This is a genomic window from uncultured Rothia sp. (genome assembly GCF_963555405.1).
Taxonomy (GTDB): domain Bacteria; phylum Actinomycetota; class Actinomycetes; order Actinomycetales; family Micrococcaceae; genus Rothia.
On the sequence record NZ_CAUVVO010000003.1, the window covers coordinates 175,889 to 194,838 of the forward strand.

Annotated in this window: 15 protein-coding genes; all 15 read left to right on the forward strand. The window is 61.1% G+C overall.

The features are described from left to right. Positions 1-297: 297 nt before the first annotated feature. The 15 genes from leuA (at position 298) to tatC (ending at position 18,846) form a co-directional block, all read left to right on the forward strand. Complete coding sequence (leuA, locus tag RWL87_RS03515) at positions 298-2,046, forward strand: 2-isopropylmalate synthase (protein WP_313968983.1); 1,749 nt, start codon at positions 298-300, stop codon at positions 2,044-2,046. 195 nt (positions 2,047-2,241) lie between these two features. Beyond that, positions 2,242-3,144 carry a hypothetical protein gene (locus RWL87_RS03520; RefSeq protein WP_313968934.1) on the forward strand — a complete coding sequence of 301 codons (903 nt, stop codon included), beginning with the start codon at positions 2,242-2,244 and terminating at the stop codon, positions 3,142-3,144. A gap of 176 nt (positions 3,145-3,320) precedes the next feature. Next, positions 3,321-4,169, forward strand: coding sequence for an undecaprenyl-diphosphate phosphatase (locus tag RWL87_RS03525; protein ID WP_294631019.1), 849 nt, complete (start codon positions 3,321-3,323; stop codon positions 4,167-4,169). A 158-nt stretch (positions 4,170-4,327) separates the two neighbouring features. Further along, positions 4,328-5,644: a cysteine--1-D-myo-inosityl 2-amino-2-deoxy-alpha-D-glucopyranoside ligase gene (gene mshC, locus RWL87_RS03530; RefSeq protein ID WP_313968935.1), complete on the forward strand. Its 1,317-nt coding sequence runs from the start codon at positions 4,328-4,330 to the stop codon at positions 5,642-5,644. Further along, complete coding sequence (locus tag RWL87_RS03535) at positions 5,645-5,767, forward strand: hypothetical protein (protein WP_313968936.1); 123 nt, start codon at positions 5,645-5,647, stop codon at positions 5,765-5,767. Between the two features lie 239 nt (positions 5,768-6,006). Further along, positions 6,007-7,080, forward strand: a complete 1,074-nt coding sequence (locus tag RWL87_RS03540; RefSeq protein WP_313968937.1) for a tRNA (adenine-N1)-methyltransferase — start codon at positions 6,007-6,009, stop codon at positions 7,078-7,080. A gap of 141 nt (positions 7,081-7,221) precedes the next feature. Then, the gene (gene arc / locus RWL87_RS03545) at positions 7,222-9,048 is read left to right on the forward strand and encodes a proteasome ATPase (protein ID WP_005508671.1); all 1,827 of its coding nucleotides are present in this window, start codon (positions 7,222-7,224) and stop codon (positions 9,046-9,048) included. Positions 9,049-9,188: 140 nt separating this feature from the next. After that, positions 9,189-11,000, forward strand: a complete 1,812-nt coding sequence (dop, locus tag RWL87_RS03550) for a depupylase/deamidase Dop (RefSeq protein WP_313968938.1) — start codon at positions 9,189-9,191, stop codon at positions 10,998-11,000. Between the two features lie 242 nt (positions 11,001-11,242). Continuing rightward, positions 11,243-11,437, forward strand: a complete 195-nt coding sequence (locus RWL87_RS03555; RefSeq protein ID WP_070830818.1) for a ubiquitin-like protein Pup — start codon at positions 11,243-11,245, stop codon at positions 11,435-11,437. A 26-nt stretch (positions 11,438-11,463) separates the two neighbouring features. Beyond that, positions 11,464-12,936, forward strand: a complete 1,473-nt coding sequence (gene pafA, locus RWL87_RS03560; RefSeq protein ID WP_313968939.1) for a Pup--protein ligase — start codon at positions 11,464-11,466, stop codon at positions 12,934-12,936. A 229-nt stretch (positions 12,937-13,165) separates the two neighbouring features. Next, entirely contained in the window at positions 13,166-14,227 is a 1,062-nt protein-coding gene (locus RWL87_RS03565) for an FKBP-type peptidyl-prolyl cis-trans isomerase (RefSeq protein WP_313968940.1), read from the forward strand. Between the two features lie 114 nt (positions 14,228-14,341). After that, a complete protein-coding gene (locus tag RWL87_RS03570; RefSeq protein ID WP_005508667.1) occupies positions 14,342-14,737 on the forward strand; it encodes an FKBP-type peptidyl-prolyl cis-trans isomerase in 396 nt (131 codons plus the stop codon). Positions 14,738-14,895: 158 nt separating this feature from the next. After that, complete coding sequence (locus RWL87_RS03575; protein ID WP_313968941.1) at positions 14,896-17,148, forward strand: WYL domain-containing protein; 2,253 nt, start codon at positions 14,896-14,898, stop codon at positions 17,146-17,148. Between the two features lie 437 nt (positions 17,149-17,585). Then, a complete protein-coding gene (tatA, locus tag RWL87_RS03580; RefSeq protein WP_005506024.1) occupies positions 17,586-17,831 on the forward strand; it encodes a Sec-independent protein translocase subunit TatA in 246 nt (81 codons plus the stop codon). Positions 17,832-17,964: 133 nt separating this feature from the next. Further along, complete coding sequence (gene tatC / locus RWL87_RS03585) at positions 17,965-18,846, forward strand: twin-arginine translocase subunit TatC (protein WP_313968942.1); 882 nt, start codon at positions 17,965-17,967, stop codon at positions 18,844-18,846. Positions 18,847-18,950 lie beyond the last annotated feature (104 nt).

Genomic DNA, 18,950 nt, shown 5'->3' on the forward strand with positions numbered 1-18,950 from the left:
ACGGCGCGCCGTGTGCTGTGCCACCGCCTCCAGCCGCTGTGATAGCGTGGAGGTATGACTATTCACGGTGAGAGCATGCGCGGGTTTACCCGCCAGGCAGCGAACCTGCTGCTTATTCGCCGGAACGGGGCACGCTAGAATCTGCCGCAACCGTTCCGGCTTTTTGACGCGGCATCTCACCTTCGCATCCTTTACGATGCACCGCCTTGAACACGGCAGCCGGGGGACCGATATCCCGGCAGGTACGAGCCCCGAAACTGGGGTAGAGCGAGACGGACCAACCCACAGGAATTCATGATGAAAAACCACCAGAAGCCCAGCCCCATGCCGGTACACAAGTACCGCCCTTTCCACGAGCAGATTGTTGTTGACCTGCCGGACCGCACCTGGCCGGATAAGGTCATTGAGAAGGCTCCGCGCTGGTGCGCAGTGGATCTGCGTGACGGCAACCAGGCGCTGATTGACCCCATGGACACCGACCGTAAGCTTGCGATGTTCAAGCTGCTGGTGAAGATGGGTTACAAGGAAATTGAGGTTGGTTTCCCTTCGGCGTCCCAGACTGACTTTGATTTTGTGCGCACTCTCGTTGAGGACGGCCACATTCCTTCGGACGTGACCATTCAGGTTCTGGTGCAGGCGCGTGAGCACCTGATTGCCCGCACTTTTGAGGCGATTGAGGGCGCACCGCAGGCGATTGTGCACTTCTACAACTCGACCTCCGTGCTGCAGCGTCGCGTGGTGTTCAACCAGGATCAGGAGGGCGTGCTGGACATCGCCCTGCAGGGTGCGCGCCTGTGCCGCAAGTACGAAGAGCAGATGATTTCTGACACTAAGGTTATCTACGAGTACTCGCCCGAGTCTTTCACCGGCACCGAGCTTGAGTACGCGGCTCGCGTGGTGAACGCTGTGGCTGAGGAGCTGGAGGTCGGTCAGAACGGCCGCGAGCTGATTGTGAACCTGCCCGCTACCGTTGAGATGGCTACCCCGAACGTGTACGCCGACTCTGTCGAGTGGATGGACCGCCATCTGAACCACCGCGAGCACATTGTGCTGTCGCTGCACCCGCACAATGACCGCGGTACCGGCGTGGCTGCTGCTGAGCTGGGTTACCTGGCGGGCGCTGACCGTATTGAGGGTTGCCTCTTCGGTAATGGCGAGCGCACCGGTAACGTTGACCTGGTGACTTTGGGTCTGAACATGTACACCCAGGGTATTGATCCGCAGATTGATTTCTCTGATATTGACGGTATCCGTAAGACTGTTGAGTACTGCAACCAGTTGAAGGTGCACGAGCGTTCGCCGTACGGTGGCGACCTGGTGTTCACCGCGTTCTCTGGTTCTCACCAGGACGCTATTAAGAAGGGCTTTGAGGCTCTGGAGCGTACCGCTGCTGAGGCGGGTAAGACCGTGGACGAGGTGTACTGGGAGGTTCCGTACCTGCCGATTGATCCTCGCGACCTGGGTCGTACCTATGAGGCGATTATTCGTGTGAACTCGCAGTCCGGTAAGGGCGGTATGGCGTACCTGCTGAAGCAGGATCACGGTCTGGATCTGCCGCGTCGTGCGCAGGTTGAGTTCTCGAAGATTGTTCAGGCTCGTACTGACGCTGAGGGCGGCGAGATGACCAGCGAGAAGCTGTGGAACATCTTCGCGGATGAGTACCTGCCGGCTCCGGATCCGCAGAACCGTTGGGGTAAGTACCGTATTGAGTCGATTAACATTGATTCGGCTGATACCGGTGCGACCACTCTGCGTGTTGGTCTGAACATTGATGGCCACACCTACACTCGTTCCGCTTCGGGTACCGGTCCGGTGGATGCTCTGCAGAACATCCTGTCGGGCGAGGGTGTGGATATTCGCGTGATGGATTACTCGGAGCACACCATGTCGTCTTCGTCGACTGCTAACGCGGCGTGCTACGTTGAGGCTGCTGTTGGTTCTCGCGTGCTGTGGGGTATTGGTGTGGACAACTCGACGACTCGTGCGGCTTTGAAGGCGATGATTTCGGCTGTGAACCGTGCGCTGCGTGATGAGCGTCAGGCGTAAGCGATAACCGTTGATGCTTCGTGCAGGTTTGCGGGTGACCGGCTGGCTGGTGACCGTTAACCGTGCATGACGCGGGGGCGGGATGCATACTGGGAGTATGTATCCCGCCCTTACGCATTTAATGCGCGCAGGTGATGTGCGCATTGGCGGACTGCGGGACGGATTAGGCGAATAGTCTGCAGAGAAGGAACTCTCATGAAAAGCTACGCGATGGTGTTTAGCCCCGTTGATGCGGCGGGCACCGATTCTTCTGCTCGTGCATGGAATTATGAGTTGAGCGGTGGTGATGATACTGCTCTGCCTGCCGGTTCCCCCGAGGTGTGGGAGGCTGGCTGGGTGGGTTCTACCGGTCCCGGTATTGAGCAGGATCAGTGGCCGCGCAGTACGTTTACTGGTTTGCCGATGCAACACATTTTCACGGTGAAGCTGCCGGGGGAGTACCTGCCGGATGCACAGAAGTATCCGGGCGTGGTAGCTTTCTCTTTCTTTGCCGGTGATGGCCAGTTCGCTGAGGATGATGCGACTGAGGGTGTTGCTAATGCTGCAAGTGATGATCCGTTTGAGGTGCAGTATGCGCAGGCGCGGGTGCATCCGTATCAGTTGTTGTTGCGCGATATTTTGGATGCCGAGTTTGCGGTGCTGTACCTGAATGAGGAGGAGTTCTCTTCCCGTACGGAGCTGCCGCAGGATGTGCGCCGGCCCGGTGAGCATCGTGGTGAGGAGGAGAGCTTCAGCGCCTGGGCTTTGGCGGATCGTCAGCAGCCGCTGGATCGTAAGCCTGCTCTGCTGGGGTGGGTTCCGACGGATGACCCGAATGCCGGTAAGGTCCCCAGTGATGTGTTTGAGAATGTTGACCCGCAGACCGGTTATCTGAGTCCTTTCGATTGGGATGCGGAGGATTCGGCGTGGTTTGAGTGGGCGGAGCCGCTGATTGCGGTGAATACTCACCTGGGTGGCACTCATTTTTATGCGCAGGCTCTGCCGGAGGGCCTGTCGGCTCGTTATATTGAGTTCGATGAGTTTGATGTGCTGAATTTTGGGTGCGGTAGCGCTGTTTTTGATTTTGAGACCGGTGTTTTTGACTGGTCGTGTGGCTAGTACGCTTGTGCCGTTGACGCGCCTTTGACACGCAGCTGAGACGTGAATGCACCGCGGTGTACCGCCCAAAACGGAACCCTGAGCGTTTCACAGTGTGGACGGGCAGGTTTGCGGAAGTTCCACATCACCCTCGGCGAACCGCCCCGGGCGGGTGCGCCTCCTGTATCCTTGAATGCGTGGAATGGATTCAAGCAATTATTTTGGGCTTCGTTCAGGGCCTCACCGAATTTCTGCCGATTTCATCATCGGCGCATCTGAACATTGTTGGCCAGATCCTGCCGGAGAGGGCTGACCCGGGCGCCGCGTTTACCGCAATCACCCAGCTGGGTACTGAGACTGCGGTTCTGATTTTCTTCTGGCGCGATATTGTTCGCATCCTGAAGTCCTGGTTCGGATCCTTGACCGGTCGCGTACCGCGCAACGACCCGGATGCCCGCATGGGTTGGCTGATTATTTTCGGCTCCCTGCCCATCGGCGTTCTGGGCCTGCTGCTGGAAGACTACATTGACACCCAGTTCCGCAGCCTGTGGGTTGTGGCGACCATGCTGATTGTCTTCGCGGTGTTCCTGGGTCTTGCGGACCGTTTCGGCCGTGAGCAGCGTGAGCTGAAGGACCTGACTTTCCGTCACGGTATTCTGTACGGTTTCGCGCAGGCGCTGGCACTGATCCCGGGTGTTTCCCGTTCGGGCGGTACGATTACTGCGGGTCTGTTCATGGGTTACACCCGTGAGGCTGCGGCTCGTTACTCGTTCCTTCTGGCTCTGCCGGCAGTGTTCATGTCTGGTCTGTACAAGACTTTCAAGGTGTTCACTGGTGCTGAGGCGACCGGCTACTACGGTATTCCCTCGACTATCGTGGCTACTCTGGTTGCGTTTGTGGTGGGTTACCTGATGATTGGCTGGTTCTTGAAGTACGTGTCTTCGAAGTCCTACGGCATTTTCATCTGGTACCGCATTGCGCTCGGTATCCTGATTTTCGTTGGTCTGGGCACTGGCGTTCTGAACGCTACTTCTTCGGCGTTCTAAGGCTTTAGCCCTCAGCGTGATATGACATACCCGTCCGTGAGTTTCTCACGGGCGGGTATTCTTATTGGAGTAGATTTTTTGGCACCCGCATGCCTTGAGGTTGGGCGGCGGGTGTGGCGCGTCCACCGGGTGTGGGCGTTTTTACGGAAAGGAAACCCATGCGAGCTTGGGATGCTCCGGCCTCTGTGACTCTGCCCGGTCAGGCTGCGCTGCCGCGTATTTTTGATACTGCGGCTGGTGAGATTGTTCAGGTTCAGGAGGATAAGGCGGCGAGCCTGTACGTTTGCGGTATCACCCCGTACGACGCGACGCATATGGGTCACGCCTCCACCTATGTTGCTTTTGACCTGCTGCACCGCGCCTGGCTGGATGCGGGCGTGCCGGTCACCTATGTGCAGAACGTGACCGATGTGGACGACCCGCTGCTGGAGCGTGCGACCGCTACGAACGTTGATTGGCGTGAGCTGGCTGAGGATCAGACGGAGCTGTTCCGCACCGACATGAAGGCGCTGAACGTGATTCCGCCGGCGCACTATGTGGGTGTGGTGGAGTCCATTGAGTGGCTGTTCCCGCTGATTGAGGACCTGTACCGCCGCGGCCTGGCGTACCGCGTGCCCGGTTTCACCGATGAGCAGGGTGTGGTGCATCCTGACGGTGACGTGTACCTGGATTTGAAGGCTGTGCGTGAGCTGCCCGCGAACGCTGAGGGTTATTCGTGGGCGCCGGGCGAGGTCTGCCATCTGACCCGTGATGAGATGCTGGAGATTTTCGCTGAGCGCGGCGGCGACCCGAACCGTGCAGGTAAGCGTGACGCACTGGATCCGCTGCTGTGGCGTGTGAAGCGTGAGGGCGAGCCGAGCTGGGATGCCGGCGAGCTGGGCGCGGGCCGCCCCGGCTGGCACATCGAGTGCACCATGATTGCCCGCCGTTTCGTGGATGGTTCGCTGACCGTTCAGGCTGGCGGTAACGACCTGACTTTCCCGCACCACGACCTGGGTGCTGGCCATTCGTGGGCTGTGTCTGCACGCCCGCACGCTAAGCATTACGCGCACACCGGCATGGTCGGTTTAGACGGCCACAAGATGAGCAAGTCCCGCGGTAACCTGGTGCTGGTTTCGCGTCTGCGTGCGGCCGGTGAGGATGCGAACGCGGTGCGTCTGGCGATTATGGGTCAGCATTACCGTTCGGATTGGTTCTGGACTGATGAGCTGCTGGAGCACGCGAAGGCTCGCCTGGACACTTACCGTCACGCGGTGTCGGTGGCTGAGGGCCGTGAGGGTTCCGAGGGTGTCACCGATGAAGCGGCGGTTGAGCTGCTGGTTGCTGTGCGTGAGGCACTCGGCGAGGACCTGAACGCTCCGGCGGCGTTGGCGGCTGTGGATGCGTGGGCTGTGAAGGCGCTGGCGGACACCACCGTCGGTGGTGGCGCGCTGGTGCGTGACATCCTGGCGGCACGCCTGGGCGTGGTCCTCTAAATGGCTCCGTCGGTTATGGAGGAGCTGTACGCTCTTCGCCCGTATGACCGTGAGACGGTCGATGCGCTCGCCGCAGAGATGTTAGCTGAGGTACGCGCGTACGAGGCGCAGAAGGAAGCGTAGGGCTTCTGAGAGCAATATGAGCCCAACAAAGGGGTGGGTGACTCTGGAATAGTCCAGGGTCACCCACCCCTTTTGCGTTTAACCGGTTGTAGAATCCGATGACTGGTTATCACGCCCGCGGGGTAATGCGCCAGAGCCGATTTGCAGACTCCGCTAAAATAGAAAAAGACTTTTTCCGTCCACAGTTCGCCGCAACGGCGAACAGCACAGACTGACCCAAACCCGAGGAGAATCACCCCGTGAGCAGCGGCACCCACACCCCCACCGGCGCAATCAACCGCCGCGGCCCCTTCCGCCCCGGCGAGCGCGTCCAAATCACTGACGAACGCGGCCGCATCACCACCATCACCCTCGCAGAAGGCGGAGAATACCACTCCCACAAGGGCTTCCTCAAGCACGACGACCTCATCGGCGCACCCGAAGGCACCGTCATCGCCAACACTCACGGCATCCTCTACCAGGCGCTGCGCCCCCTCTACAAGGACTTCGTGCTCTCCATGCCGCGCGGCGCGGCCGTCGTCTACCCCAAGGACGCCGCCCAGATTATCGTCAAGGCAGACATCTTCCCCGGCGCACGCGTCGTTGAGGCCGGCGTAGGCTCCGGTGCACTGTCCATCGCACTGCTGCGTGCAGTCGGCGACTACGGATGCGTGCACTCCTTCGAACGTCGTGAAGAGTTCGCAGACGTCGCCCGCGGCAACATTGAAACCATGTTCGGCGGTCCCCACCCGGCGTGGAAGCTGAGCATCGGCGACCTGCAGGACACCCTGCCGCAGGTTGAAGAGCCCGGCAGCGTCGACCGCGTCGTACTCGACATGCTCGCACCCTGGGAGTGCCTGGACGCTGTTGCGGAGGCGCTCGCACCCGGCGGCGTGCTCATCTGCTACGTTGCGACCGTGACCCAGATGTCCCGCCTGGTTGAGGGCATGCGCCTGGACGGCCGCTTCACCGAACCCGAGTGCGACGAGACCATTGTTCGCGGCTGGCACGTGGAGGGCCTGGCGGTCCGCCCCGATCACCGCATGGTGGCGCACACCGCGTTCCTGGTGGTGGCTCGTCGCCTGGCTGACGGTGCGGTACGCCTGGCACCGAAGCGTCGCGCATCCAAGACTGACTTCTCTGAAGAGGATATGAACGCGTGGATTCCCATGAACGTGGGTGAGCGCGAGGTGACCGATAAGAAGATTCGCCGCGCAGCCCGCGATGCGAAGAACCTCGCCGCTCACGCCGCACGCGCGAACGAGATTGCGCTCGAACAAAACGGTACCGCGCAAAACGACGCAGCTGCTGCGGCGACTGAGTCCGCCGAATAATTTGAACCACCTTTGACCTGCGGGGGCACGGGCGTTGCCTGGAGCCCCCGCAGTGCACCCACCAGGCTACTCGCCTTGCCCGATGCCCAATACCCGGCACCGGGTAGCCGCCGACAAGGACGAACAGCTAAAGGAGCTACCGTGTCCACCCACGAATCTGCAGATCAGGCAGGAACCCCCCAGTACGGCACCGCCCACAGTGCAGCCAGCGCGGCACCGCACTACTCGGCTGCTTTCGGGTCGACCTCCCTGCCCGGCAGTCAGCCCGTCAGCGCGCAGGAGTATGACGCCGTGCTACGTCGACTCTCCGCGGCGGAGGCAACCCGCGACAATATGAGCCGACAGATTCGTGGTGCGGGGGAGAAGAACCGCAAGCTCGTTGAGGCAATCACCAGCATGCGCTACCAGGTGGAGCGTCTGCGCGCGTCCCTCTCGCAGAATGTTATGCCGCCGCTGAATTCGGCGATTGTGCTGGCGGTGCATGAGGGTCAGACCATGACCTACGAGCAGGTCGCGGACGATAAGACTCCCGCCGAGATTGACACCTACCTGGATGTTCAGGTGAGCGGCCGTATGATGCGTATTCCCGTGTCCCCGCTCATTGACCTGTCCACGCTGACCCCCGGCATGACCGTGTTGCTCAACGACAAGACGGAGGCGGTGCTCGCCCTGGACACCGAGCCCTTCGGCGACGTGGTGACCGTGCGCGAGGTGCTGGATGAGCAGCGCGTGCTGGTTGATACGTCCTCGGGTGCTCAGCAGGTGGCGCGTGTGGCTGGTTCCCTCGACATTGAGCAGCTACGCACCGGTGACGCGGTCACGCTCGACACGCGCACCCGCATGCTGACCTCGCAGGTGCCCGCCTCCCGTTCGCAGGAGCTGGTTCTGGAAGAGATTCCGGACGTCACCTACGAGCAGATTGGTGGCCTGGGCGCGCAGATTGAGCAGATCCGTGACGCGGTGGAGCTGCCGTACCTGCACCCCGAGATTTTTGAGCGCTACCACCTGGCGCCGCCCAAGGGTATTCTGCTGTACGGTCCTCCCGGTAACGGTAAGACTATGATTGCTAAGGCTGTGGCGAACTCCCTGGCGGCTCGTGCGGCTGCGCTGAACCCGGGTTCGGCTACTCGCGGCTACTTCTTGAACATTAAGGGCCCCGAGCTGCTGGATAAGTTCGTCGGTGAGACGGAGCGTCAGATTCGCGATATTTTTGTTGCCGCCCGTGAGAAGGCGGAGGCGGGTCACCCGGTCGTCGTGTTCTTTGACGAGATGGAGTCGCTGTTCCGTATGCGCGGTTCGGGTCGTTCCTCCGATATTGAGACGACCATCGTGCCGCAGCTGCTTGCCGAAATTGATGGCGTGGAGTCGCTGCAGAACGTCATCGTTATTGGTGCAACCAACCGTGAAGACCTCATTGACGCCGCGGTGATGCGCCCGGGCCGACTCGACCTGAAGATTCGCATTAACCGCCCGGACGCCGCCGGTGCGGCTGAGATTTTCGGCCTGTACCTGACCGAGGACCTGCCCCTGGACGCTGCGGAGGTGGCAGCCGCCGGTTCGACCCGCGCCGCCCTGACCGCGATGATTGCGGCGGCGGCAGGTCAGCTGTACGCGCGCACCCCCTCCACGGCGTACGCTGTGGCGACCGTGGATTCTTCCATGGTTGTTGGTTCTGGTGCGAGCGCAAACCTGTCCACTCACACGCTGTACCGCGGCGATTTCGCTTCGGGTGCGGTGATTCGCAATATTGTGGACCGCGCGAAGAAGGCCGCAATTAAGGAGCAGCTGCAGGCGTTGACCGCCGGTGCGGACGCCTCGAGTGTGGGTATTGGTACCCGCCACCTGCTGGAGGCGGTACGCGCCGAGTTTGAGGATCAGGTGGACTTGCCGCCGCTGCCCGATATTGAGGATGCGCTCACCGTTGCCGGTGTGCGTGGCCGCCTGGTGTCGGTGGAGCCGCCGCGCTAAACCGCGCGCCCGCATGAGCCGGGCGGCGAGCGCCCACTCAACCGTGCGCTCAGCCCACACCCCGCGCTTATCCCGCATCAACCCCAGCATTACCGCAGGTCCAAAGCCTTTGGATGGTATAGATTTTTCAGGAGAACCCCATGAACTCCACCCCCAGCTACGGCGTGCACCGCATTATGGGTGCAGAAACCGAGTACGGCGTCATCGCCCCCTCCGCGCCGGGCACCAACCCGACCGTGCTGTCCGCACTGGTGGTCAACACCTACGCCAAACTCGCCTTCCGCCGCGGCGCCGCCTTCCGCGAGCAGCTGCAGCGCCGCGCCCTGGCGGATGAGCTGACCGCCGAGCAGGCACGCCAGGCAGAGAACTACTCAACCGCCACCCCCGAGGGTCAGTGGCTGGGTGAATCCGAGTCGCCGCTACGTGACGCGTTCGGCCAGGTTCAGGACGCCTCCACCGCCCACTCGAGCCAGATGACGCACACCCGCACCGAACTGACCAGCGAAGATATCGCCCTGGAAATTATGCGTGAGGCGGGCGTGCAGGCACCGGGTGAGCCCGCCGAGCCGCGTAGCGCCCTGGATGCGCTCGCCGGTGTACACGGGCGCGATGGTTTCCCGGAGCGTCTGGATTGGGACCGCGTGACCATGAACGCGATTCTGCCCAATGGTGCGCGCCTGTATGTGGATCACGCGCATCCGGAGTATTCCTCGCCGGAGGTTCTGACCCCCGCCGATGCGGTGCTCTATGACGCTGCCGGTGACGCGCTGGCGTACGAGTCGCTGGTGGAGCTGGGCAACCACGCGCAGGATTTGCCGCAGGTGAAGCTGTACAAGAACAACACCGACTCGAAGGGTCAGTCCTACGGCGCCCACGAGAACTACCTAATCAGCCGTGATGTTCCGTTTGAGCAGGTTGCGGATGCGCTCCTGCCGTTCTTTGCGACCCGCGCAATTTTCACGGGCGCGGGCCGTGTGGGTATTGGTACGCACGGTGAGGTTCCGGGCTTCCAGATTAGTTCGCGTGCTGATTTCTTTGAGCGCACGATTGGCCTGGAGACCACGATTCGCCGCCCGATTGTGAACACGCGCGATGAGCCGCACGCGGACGAGTCGAAGTACCGCCGCCTGCACGTGATTCCGGCGGATGCGAACCTCTCACACTACTCGAACCTGTTGAAGTTCGGTACGGCGGCGCTGGTGATGAACCTGATTGAGTCGCACAGCGAGCAGCACCCGGTGCTACCGGGTGTGCGCCTGTCCGACCCGGTGGCGGCGATGCACGCGGTCAGCCACGACCTGTCGCTGTCGGTTCAGCTGCCGCTGGCGCCGTCTTCGGCGACCCTGCCGAACCCGGTGTCCACGAGCGGTTCGGCGAGCGCCCTGCAGATTCAGCGCGCCTACTACGAGGCGTCCCGCGCGCACGAGGAGTCGAACCCGGCGGGTGTGGATGCTGCGACCGCGCAGATTCTCGACCTGTGGGGCGAGGTCCTGGATGCCCTGGAAACCAACCCGCTTTCGCTGGCGGATCGTCTGGATTGGGTGGCGAAGTATGCGCTGGTGCGCGGTTATGTCGCTCAGGGCGTAGATTATGCGAATCCGAAGTTGAAGGCTCTGGATTTGCAGTACGCTGATATTGACCCGTCGAAGAGCCTGTATCACCGCCTGGTGGCGCGCGGCCGTATGCGTACGCTGTTCTCTGCGGAGCAGGTGGAGCGTGCGACGACCGAGCCGCCGCGTGAGACGCGCGCGTTTTTGCGTGGCACTTTGATGGCGCGTTGGCCCGAGGAGATTCTGGGCATTAACTGGGATACGGTCTCGTGCCGCGGCAGGTATTCGAAGGATTTGACTCGTTTTACGATGATGGAGCCGACCCGCTACGGTGCCGCTGAGGTGGAGCCGTTGCTGGACGAAGTAAACCATTCGGATGAGCTGCTGAACCGCTTGCGCTAGTAGCGCCTCACAGCCGCAAACCCACATAAACTCATATTCTTCCCCGGGGTGGATACCCCCATTCGGAAGAGCAAAAACCACATAACCCACAGGTAGGGTGCAGTAGCCAGTATCCGGTATTCGGGTCGCGACAATCGGCGCGCCGCCTCCAGCAACGCATCTAAGCACCCCGCCTGACCCCATCACTTGACGTTCAGACCGCCCCCTAACCGGTCTGAACAAAACCCTTGAAGGAGAGAACCATGAGCCGCGAACGCATCAGCGCACAGCAGACCGAAACCACCGCAGCCGAGCAGGAGCAGGAACTAAGCCTCGCCGCCTCCCACGTGGTTTCTGACGTGAGCGAGGTCGACGACCTGCTCGACGAAATCGACGGCCTGCTCGCTGAGAACGCTGAAGACTTCGTCACCGGCTTCGTCCAGAAGGGCGGCGAGTAACCGGCACGCTGCGCCGGGTCAGCATCATGGAACACCGTATTTTCGGCATTGAAAGCGAATTCGGGCTCAGCTACGTCCCGCACGGAATCGGTCGGCTGAGCATCGAAGAATCCGCCGCCGCCCTTTTCAAACCCGTCCTGGATCAGTGGCGTTCAACGAACGTCTTCCTGCCCAACGGCGGTAGGCTCTACCTTGACGTGGGTTCGCACCCCGAGTACGCCTCCGCCGAATGCGGCAGCATTGACGAGTTGCTCGCGCAGGAACGCGCCGGTGAGCTGCTTTTCGCTGACCTGGCGCGTACCGCCCGCAAGCGTCTGCTCGCAGGTTCGGAGGGCCGCCCCCTCGACGGTGAACTGTACCTGTTCAAGAACAACGTGGATTCGGCGGGCAACTCTTACGGCAGCCACGAGAACTACCTGATCAGCCGCAAACTGCAGTTCAACGACCTGATTGCCCAGCTCGTGCCGTTCCTGGTGACCCGCCAGATTCTGGTTGGTGCCGGTAAGACCCACCCGAACGGTGGCCCGGTGCCCGGTTCGACCGACCCGGCGTCCAGCACGGGTGTGCCGTCGTATTCGTTCTCGCAGCGTGCCGACCATATTTGGGAGGCGGCATCCACCTCAACCTCGCGCGCTCGCCCGCTCATTAACACCCGCGACGAGCCGCACGCGGACGCGTCGAAGTTCCGCCGCATGCACGTCATTAACGGCGATTCGAACATGGCGGAGCCGACGACCCTGCTGAAGATTGCCAGCACCGACCTGGTGCTGCGCATGCTGGAGGACCGCTTCCCGGTCACGAGCCTGGATATTGTGTCTGTTCCGGCGGCTCTGCGCGCTATCAGCCACGACCTGACCGGCACCGCAACCTTCGAAACCACGGACGGTAAGCACTACACGGCGTTGAGCGTTCAGCGTCACTACCTGGATGCGGCACGCCAGTACGTGCAGCAGTACGGCGCGCACCACCATCACGTGGAATACGCCCTGGACCTGTGGCAACGCACCCTGGACGCTATCGAGTCCGGCGACTACAGCAGCATTGACACAGAGATTGACTGGGCGATTAAGAAGAAGCTTCTGGATGCGTATATTGCCCGCGCCCGCGCGGCTGGCCAGCCCGCCGATTATGCGAGCGCCCGCATCCGTCAGCTGGATTTGGCGTACCACGACATCGACCCGGAGCGTAGCGTCTTCCACGCGCTGGTTCGTCGCGGTGCGGTCAAGCGCATCTTGCCCGAGGGTGCTGCGGAGGCGGCGAAGACTCAGCCGCCGAACACTCGCGCTCTGCAGCGTTCGCGTTTCATTAACGCGGCGATTGCGGCGGGGGAGCAGTTCACCGTGGATTGGGTGCACTTGAAGCTCAACGCGTACCCGCAGCACACGCTGGTGTGTAAGGACCCGTTTGCTACTGGCAGCGATGAGCTGGAGGAGGTGCTGAGCCTGTTGGCGTCTAAGGCGCATCAGCATCAGGAGGCGGCATTCCCGCCGCCCTGCTAAACAGCACTGCTAGACGGCACCCCTAAACAGCGCTACTAGAAACGCCCTGATCAGGGGAAACCCGCCAGCGGTCGGGGTTCTCGGGCCTTCGGGAACACCCCGGCCGCTACACAGCCTGAACACAGCTACGTGCCGTAACATAAAACAGCTAAACCTATACCTGTAAACTGTTCTGTGGCACACGGGCACCCACACGCCCCACTCTCACAGAAAACCCCAGAGGATAACCATGACCAAACGCTCTAAGCTCACTATCTTTGGTGCCAGCGCGGCAGCTCTTGCGCTCGCACTGTCCGCATGTGGCGCACAGTCCAGCAACGGCGATCTGTCCAAGGTGCAGTACACCTTGAAGAACGCGACCGCTGAGCCTGAGGCGTCCTTCGCGACTCCCTTCGCCGCTTCTAGCCCTTCCGCGTACGTGATTGAGGAAGGTAACGGCGAGTCCATCAACGATGGTGACTACGTGCTCGTTGAGGCTGCCGTGTTCAACGGCACCGACGGCAAGCTTAACGGTTCCACTTACTCCAGCGAGCCGATTCTGCTGCCGATTAACGACCAGTTGAAGCAGGCTGCACCGCAGGTGTACGAAACCTTGAAGAAGATTAAGGTTGGCGGTTCTTTCTCGTACACCACCAACGTTCTGCAGCAGCGCAGCACCGCGGGCGTGACCACCACGACCGCTTCGCCCGGCGCCGCAACTAACGTTGAGGTGTACACCGTGAAGACGAAGCTGCCCAAGTACGCAACCGGTAAGGCTGTTGAGGCTGACCCGTCGCTGCCGTCCTTCACCCTGGATGAGTCCACCGGCAAGGCTGAAATTAAGCTGCCCGATAACAAGCCGGAGGTCACCGAGCTGACCGCTAAGACCCTCATCGAGGGCGAGGGCGCCGAGGTCAAGGAAACCGACACCGTGTACGTGCGCTACATTGGCGTGCAGTACTCCGACGGTAAGGTCGTTGACGGCAACTACGACGCCGCCACCCCGATGGGTATCTCCCTGCAGGGCGTTATCAAGGGCTGGACTCAGGGCCTGAAGGGCAAGAAGGTCGGCTCCCGCGTTGAGCTGGTCATCCCGGCGGATCTGGCGTACGGTAACGACACCGGCGGCTCCAAGCCTTCGGGTCCCCTCGTGTTCGTGGTTGATATTCTGGGCGCGGAGGAGAACCCGCAGACTCTGCAGCGTGCTCAGGCTGCTTCTAGCGCGGCTGCTGCGGAGGCGTCCGCTTCGGCAACCGCTGATGCTTCTGCGACCGCAACCCCGGCGGCTACTGCTTCGGCTACTGCACAGTAGTCCGGCACCCACGTTTTTATATAGTGTTTTATACAGCGCTCGCCGCTTATCCTGTATGGGCGGCGGGCGCACCCACTATTTCGATTCATTTCGAACCAATCAAAGGAGACACCCATGTCTTTCGGTCAGCGTAACCTCGACCGCGAAAAGCCCGAAATCGATTTCCCCGAGGGCGACGCCCCCACCGAGCTGGTCATCACCGACCTGATCGAGGGTGCAGGCGCTGAGGTTGTTCCCGGCTCCCGCGTGCTCACCCACTACGTTGGTGTGGCTTTCTCCACCGGTGAAGAGTTCGACGCTTCTTGGAACCGTGGCGAGCCGCTGCCGTTCCAGGTGGGCGTTGGCCAGGTTATCCGCGGCTGGGATGAGGGCCTGCTCGGCATGAAGGTCGGCGGTCGTCGTCGCCTGGAGATTCCCGCCGACATGGCGTACGGTGACCGCGGCGCAGGCTCGGTCATTAAGCCCGGCGAGTCCCTGATTTTCGTGGTGGACCTGCTGGACGTCCGCTAAGGATTTATCCGATAAGGTTTCCGCGCATCTCGCGTAAGAGAAACTTAGCCCGGTGCCTTCTCCCGTTTGGGGGAGGGGCGCCGGGCTTTTGTGTACCGGGCTTTTGCGTACCCACATGCTGAGTAAGTGCCGCGGAACACACACGGTATGATGGAATCATGTCCACCGCAGCTCAGCTTTACATGACTCTTCACCGCCTCGCCACCGCCGCCGAGGCGCCCGATACCGCAACCCGCAAACAGGGCATCAGCCGCAACGAGCTACTGACCCTGCTCGGTGTGAAGACCCGCGCGAACGGCTCCCTCAGCGAGTCGCAGGAACGTGCCTTTGAGCGAGCCAAGCAGACCCTGCGCGATGCCGGCGCGCGCATCACCCACGTGACTACGGATCTGGGGGAGCGCTACCGCCTCGAACCCAGCGACGCCGCAAAGCTTCCCGCATGGAACCCCACTGCTGAGGAGTTCCGCCTCATCAACACCATCCTGCGAGGGTGGGAAGGCACCGAACTGCAGGATGACGCCTACCGCATCCTGCGTAAGATTGCGCTGACCAGCGAGAACCTCACCGATGAGGCGCTTGCCGCCGCAAAAATCCTGGACCCGAAGACCGGCAAGCGTCAGCGTGCGAAGAACCTGTACAGCTACCGTGAGCCCCTTCAGCGCATTTACTTTAGCGATAACCCGCACCTGAACGAGCTGTTCACCGCCTATGCGGAGCGTAAAACGGTCACGTTCACCTACCAAACGGCTGCCGGCGCGACCCGCACCCAGGAGAAGGTGAGTGTTGCCGGTATTGGTTACCGTTACGGCACCTGGTATTTCGTCGGCTATTACACGCAGAGCGCGGAACGTAAGGAGTACACCTTCCGCGCCAGCCGCATTCAGAAGCTCACGATGCTTTCGCGTATCGATTCGACGCCCATTAACGCGACGTTCAACGCCAAGAACTGGCTTGAAGACATTCAGGGATACGAAGAGTACCTGTCCGTCATGGAGGTCAACGCCGATTCCACGCTGTCGGCGCCCTTCACCGTGCCCTCGTACGGCACGATTGATAGCGCCGTGGCGGCAACGAGCTACAGTTGCGTTATCGAGCCGCCCGAGGAATCTGAGGACGCGCCCACCCGCCAGCGTGATAGCTACGCCGCCCAGCAGCAGCTGTTGCGCACCCTCACCGATCTGCACAGCGGCGAGGTCGAGGACCCCGGCACCTGGAGCAAAATCGATCAGCGTAACCGCAATAATGTCCTCGATGCCCTCGTCGACCTGATTCTGGGTCTGCACCGCGCCGACCGTTGGGCGAGCGCCCACGATGAGGCGCCCATGCCGTTGAACCAGCTCAACGCTCTCTACAGCGTGGATACCGACAAAAACCGCGACCTCGGCAAGACCATCATTCCCGAGATTTTCGCACAGGTAGACACCGTACCCTTCGACGCCGACCCCAAGGACCCGGACGCGCTCAAGCCCAGCTACATTAACCTGCTACCGGACTTTGGCGGCGCAACCCCGCACACCCTACTGGACTACGCCCGCCTCACCGATACCGAGCTCGCCATTCTTGTCTTCACCCTCTCCGCCGCAGATATTCTGCACCCGGCGGACGCGCGCCTGGGCAGCATCCGTGAGGCGCTCGCCGCCGCGTACCCGAACGCGCCCGTGTACGCGCAGCACCTGTGCTTCGCGCCGGAGGAGCCTCTGCTACAGGAGGCGACCGCCGCCTTGAGCAGCGGTAACGCCGTGACCATTGGTTACGGTACCTCTGAGCGTGCCGCTGACCGCCTGGTCGACCCGTATGCGCTGGTGTTGCACCGCGATCACATGTACCTGCATGCGTGGTGCCGTACCGCTGAGGAGCGCTACTATGCCGCGCGCGGTGAGCAAGTCCCCGAGTATGTACCCGAAGCTTTTGCTCACGCAGAAGCAGACAGCGAGGCAGAGGAGAAGGAACCCAACTTCTGGCGTAACTTCCGCCTCACCCGCATCAACCACATCCACGAGGCGGGTGCCGGTCGCGCTCACCCGGTCACCGGTGACACCGTGCCGCATTGGCACGCTAAGCAGCACAGCACCCAGACCAATCCCTTTGCTGAGTTGCGCATTCACCCGACCGAGCACATTCCCAGCGGCGAACCGCTCGATACTCTCACCGCAACGTACATGCGCCGTAGCACCCACCACGTGAAGCAGGCTTCACGCACCCAGTACGTGCGCATCCACTACTACAACAACGCCCACGGCGCCGGGGATAAGAACATCCTCGATACCGTCATCGCGCACCGAGGTGCCCTCGAACTCGTCGGTCCCGCGCACCTGCGTGCGGCGCTGCTTGAGCAGTTGCGCATCCTCAACGCGAGTAGCCGCAGGGGTGCGTCTGTAGATGTGCCTACAGGTGTGCCCGCAGAAAAATAGCACTTCACCCACAAGCAAAAACGCCCTAAAAACCCGTCCAAGGGGCCAAAACATTAACCTAAAACTTGTATAATGGTGCTCATGTCTTGGTGGTTCTGGATTTTGCTATGGGGCGCGCTCATCATCTGCTCGCTCCTCTATTTGGCATGGTTCACCTACAAAGCACTCACTCGCGGTTTCACACTCCTTGACGAAACCGTAACCTGGGTCGAGTCAATCGAGGGACAATTCGACGCAGCGCAAGCGAACGCAAGCCGAAAACTCCCACGAGACACCACCCTCGGGGTATTCACACCCATCACCGAGGCATACAATAACTACGAACAAGGTAAGCAGACACGCAGGTCTGAGCGGATCAAGCGACGGGTCTCCCGACGAGATCGACTCGGCCAACCTCAAAACATCGGAGACCTGCTCTAACAGAAAGGCACACCACCATGGGCCAGATTTTCAGCCACCCCGCGACCATCATCGTCGTTATCCTCCTCATCGTCCTGCTCTTCGGCGCACCCAAGCTGCCCGGCATGGCACGCAGCCTCGGCCAGTCCATGCGCATCTTCAAGACCGAAGTTGAGGGTCTGAAGAACGACTCCAAGAAGGACCCCCGCGAGAAGGACGGCGAAGAGGTCGTCACCGCTGAGGTCGTAGACAACGGCAAGGACGGCAAGACCGAAACCAAGTAACGGTCCCGCCACCGATGCACCAAACCCGTGCCAGCCCACCGGCCGGCACGGGTTTTGCGGCACCACCCCATAAACACCCCACCAGACCCCCTCAGCCGAATCACACACGGCACCGACACCCAGAGGACACCACGTGGCAACACCCGACCAGGACGTGCGCAACCGCAAAATCAATCCTGAAGCACGCATGGAACTCAAGGAACACCTGCGCGAATTCCGCGACCGCCTCATCAAAGCGGCTATCGCAACCGTCATCGCAGCCATCATCGGTACGGTCTTCCTCTACCAGCCTTTCATCGAAATGATCTCTGTGCCCCTGCAGCAGATCAACGCAGAAACCGGCCGCAACGCAAACCTGAACTACGGTAGCGTCGCATCTCCTTTCGACCAGCTGCTTAAGGTCGGTATGTACATCGGCTTGGTGATCGCCTCTCCCGTCTGGCTCTACCAGGCGCTGCGATTCCTGCTGCCGGCACTTCACACCAAGGAGAAGAGGTATCTCTTCGGCTTCCTCACCGCATCTATTTTCGCGTTTGCCTGCGGTGTCGCCATTTCGTACTTCACCCTCCCCGGCGTGGTCTACGCACTGCTGAAGTTCACCCCCCTCAACGACAGTAACTACATTGACGCGGGCGTGTACATCTCCTTCATCCTGAAGTTCGTTGTGACGTTCTCCTGCGCCTTCATCATCCCTGTGATTCTGGTCGGCATTAACATGCTGGGCATGATTCGCGGTAAGACCATCCTGAAGTCTTGGCGTTGGGTTGTTGTGCTCGTTGCGGTTATCGCAGCGCTGACTGCACCCGGTAGCGACATCATGATGATGTTCGTGCTCATGGCGCCGCTGCTGATTTTCTTCTTCGCAGCAATCCTCATCTGCATGATTAACGACAAGCGCCGCGACCGCAAGCTTGCCAAGCTGGCGCAGGGTTCGGATGAAGCAAGCCTGAACACCGCAACCAGCAGTGAAGACCTGGCGAAGATGGGTTACTTCGAGGAAGAGAAGACTTCCTAAATTGAATAGCTCGCTTTGAGCAACCTAGCCGAAAGGGGCGGGGCACAGAATCTCTGTACCCCGCCCCTTTCGCATGCCCCCAAAAAGCGGCTCGAGGCGCACAG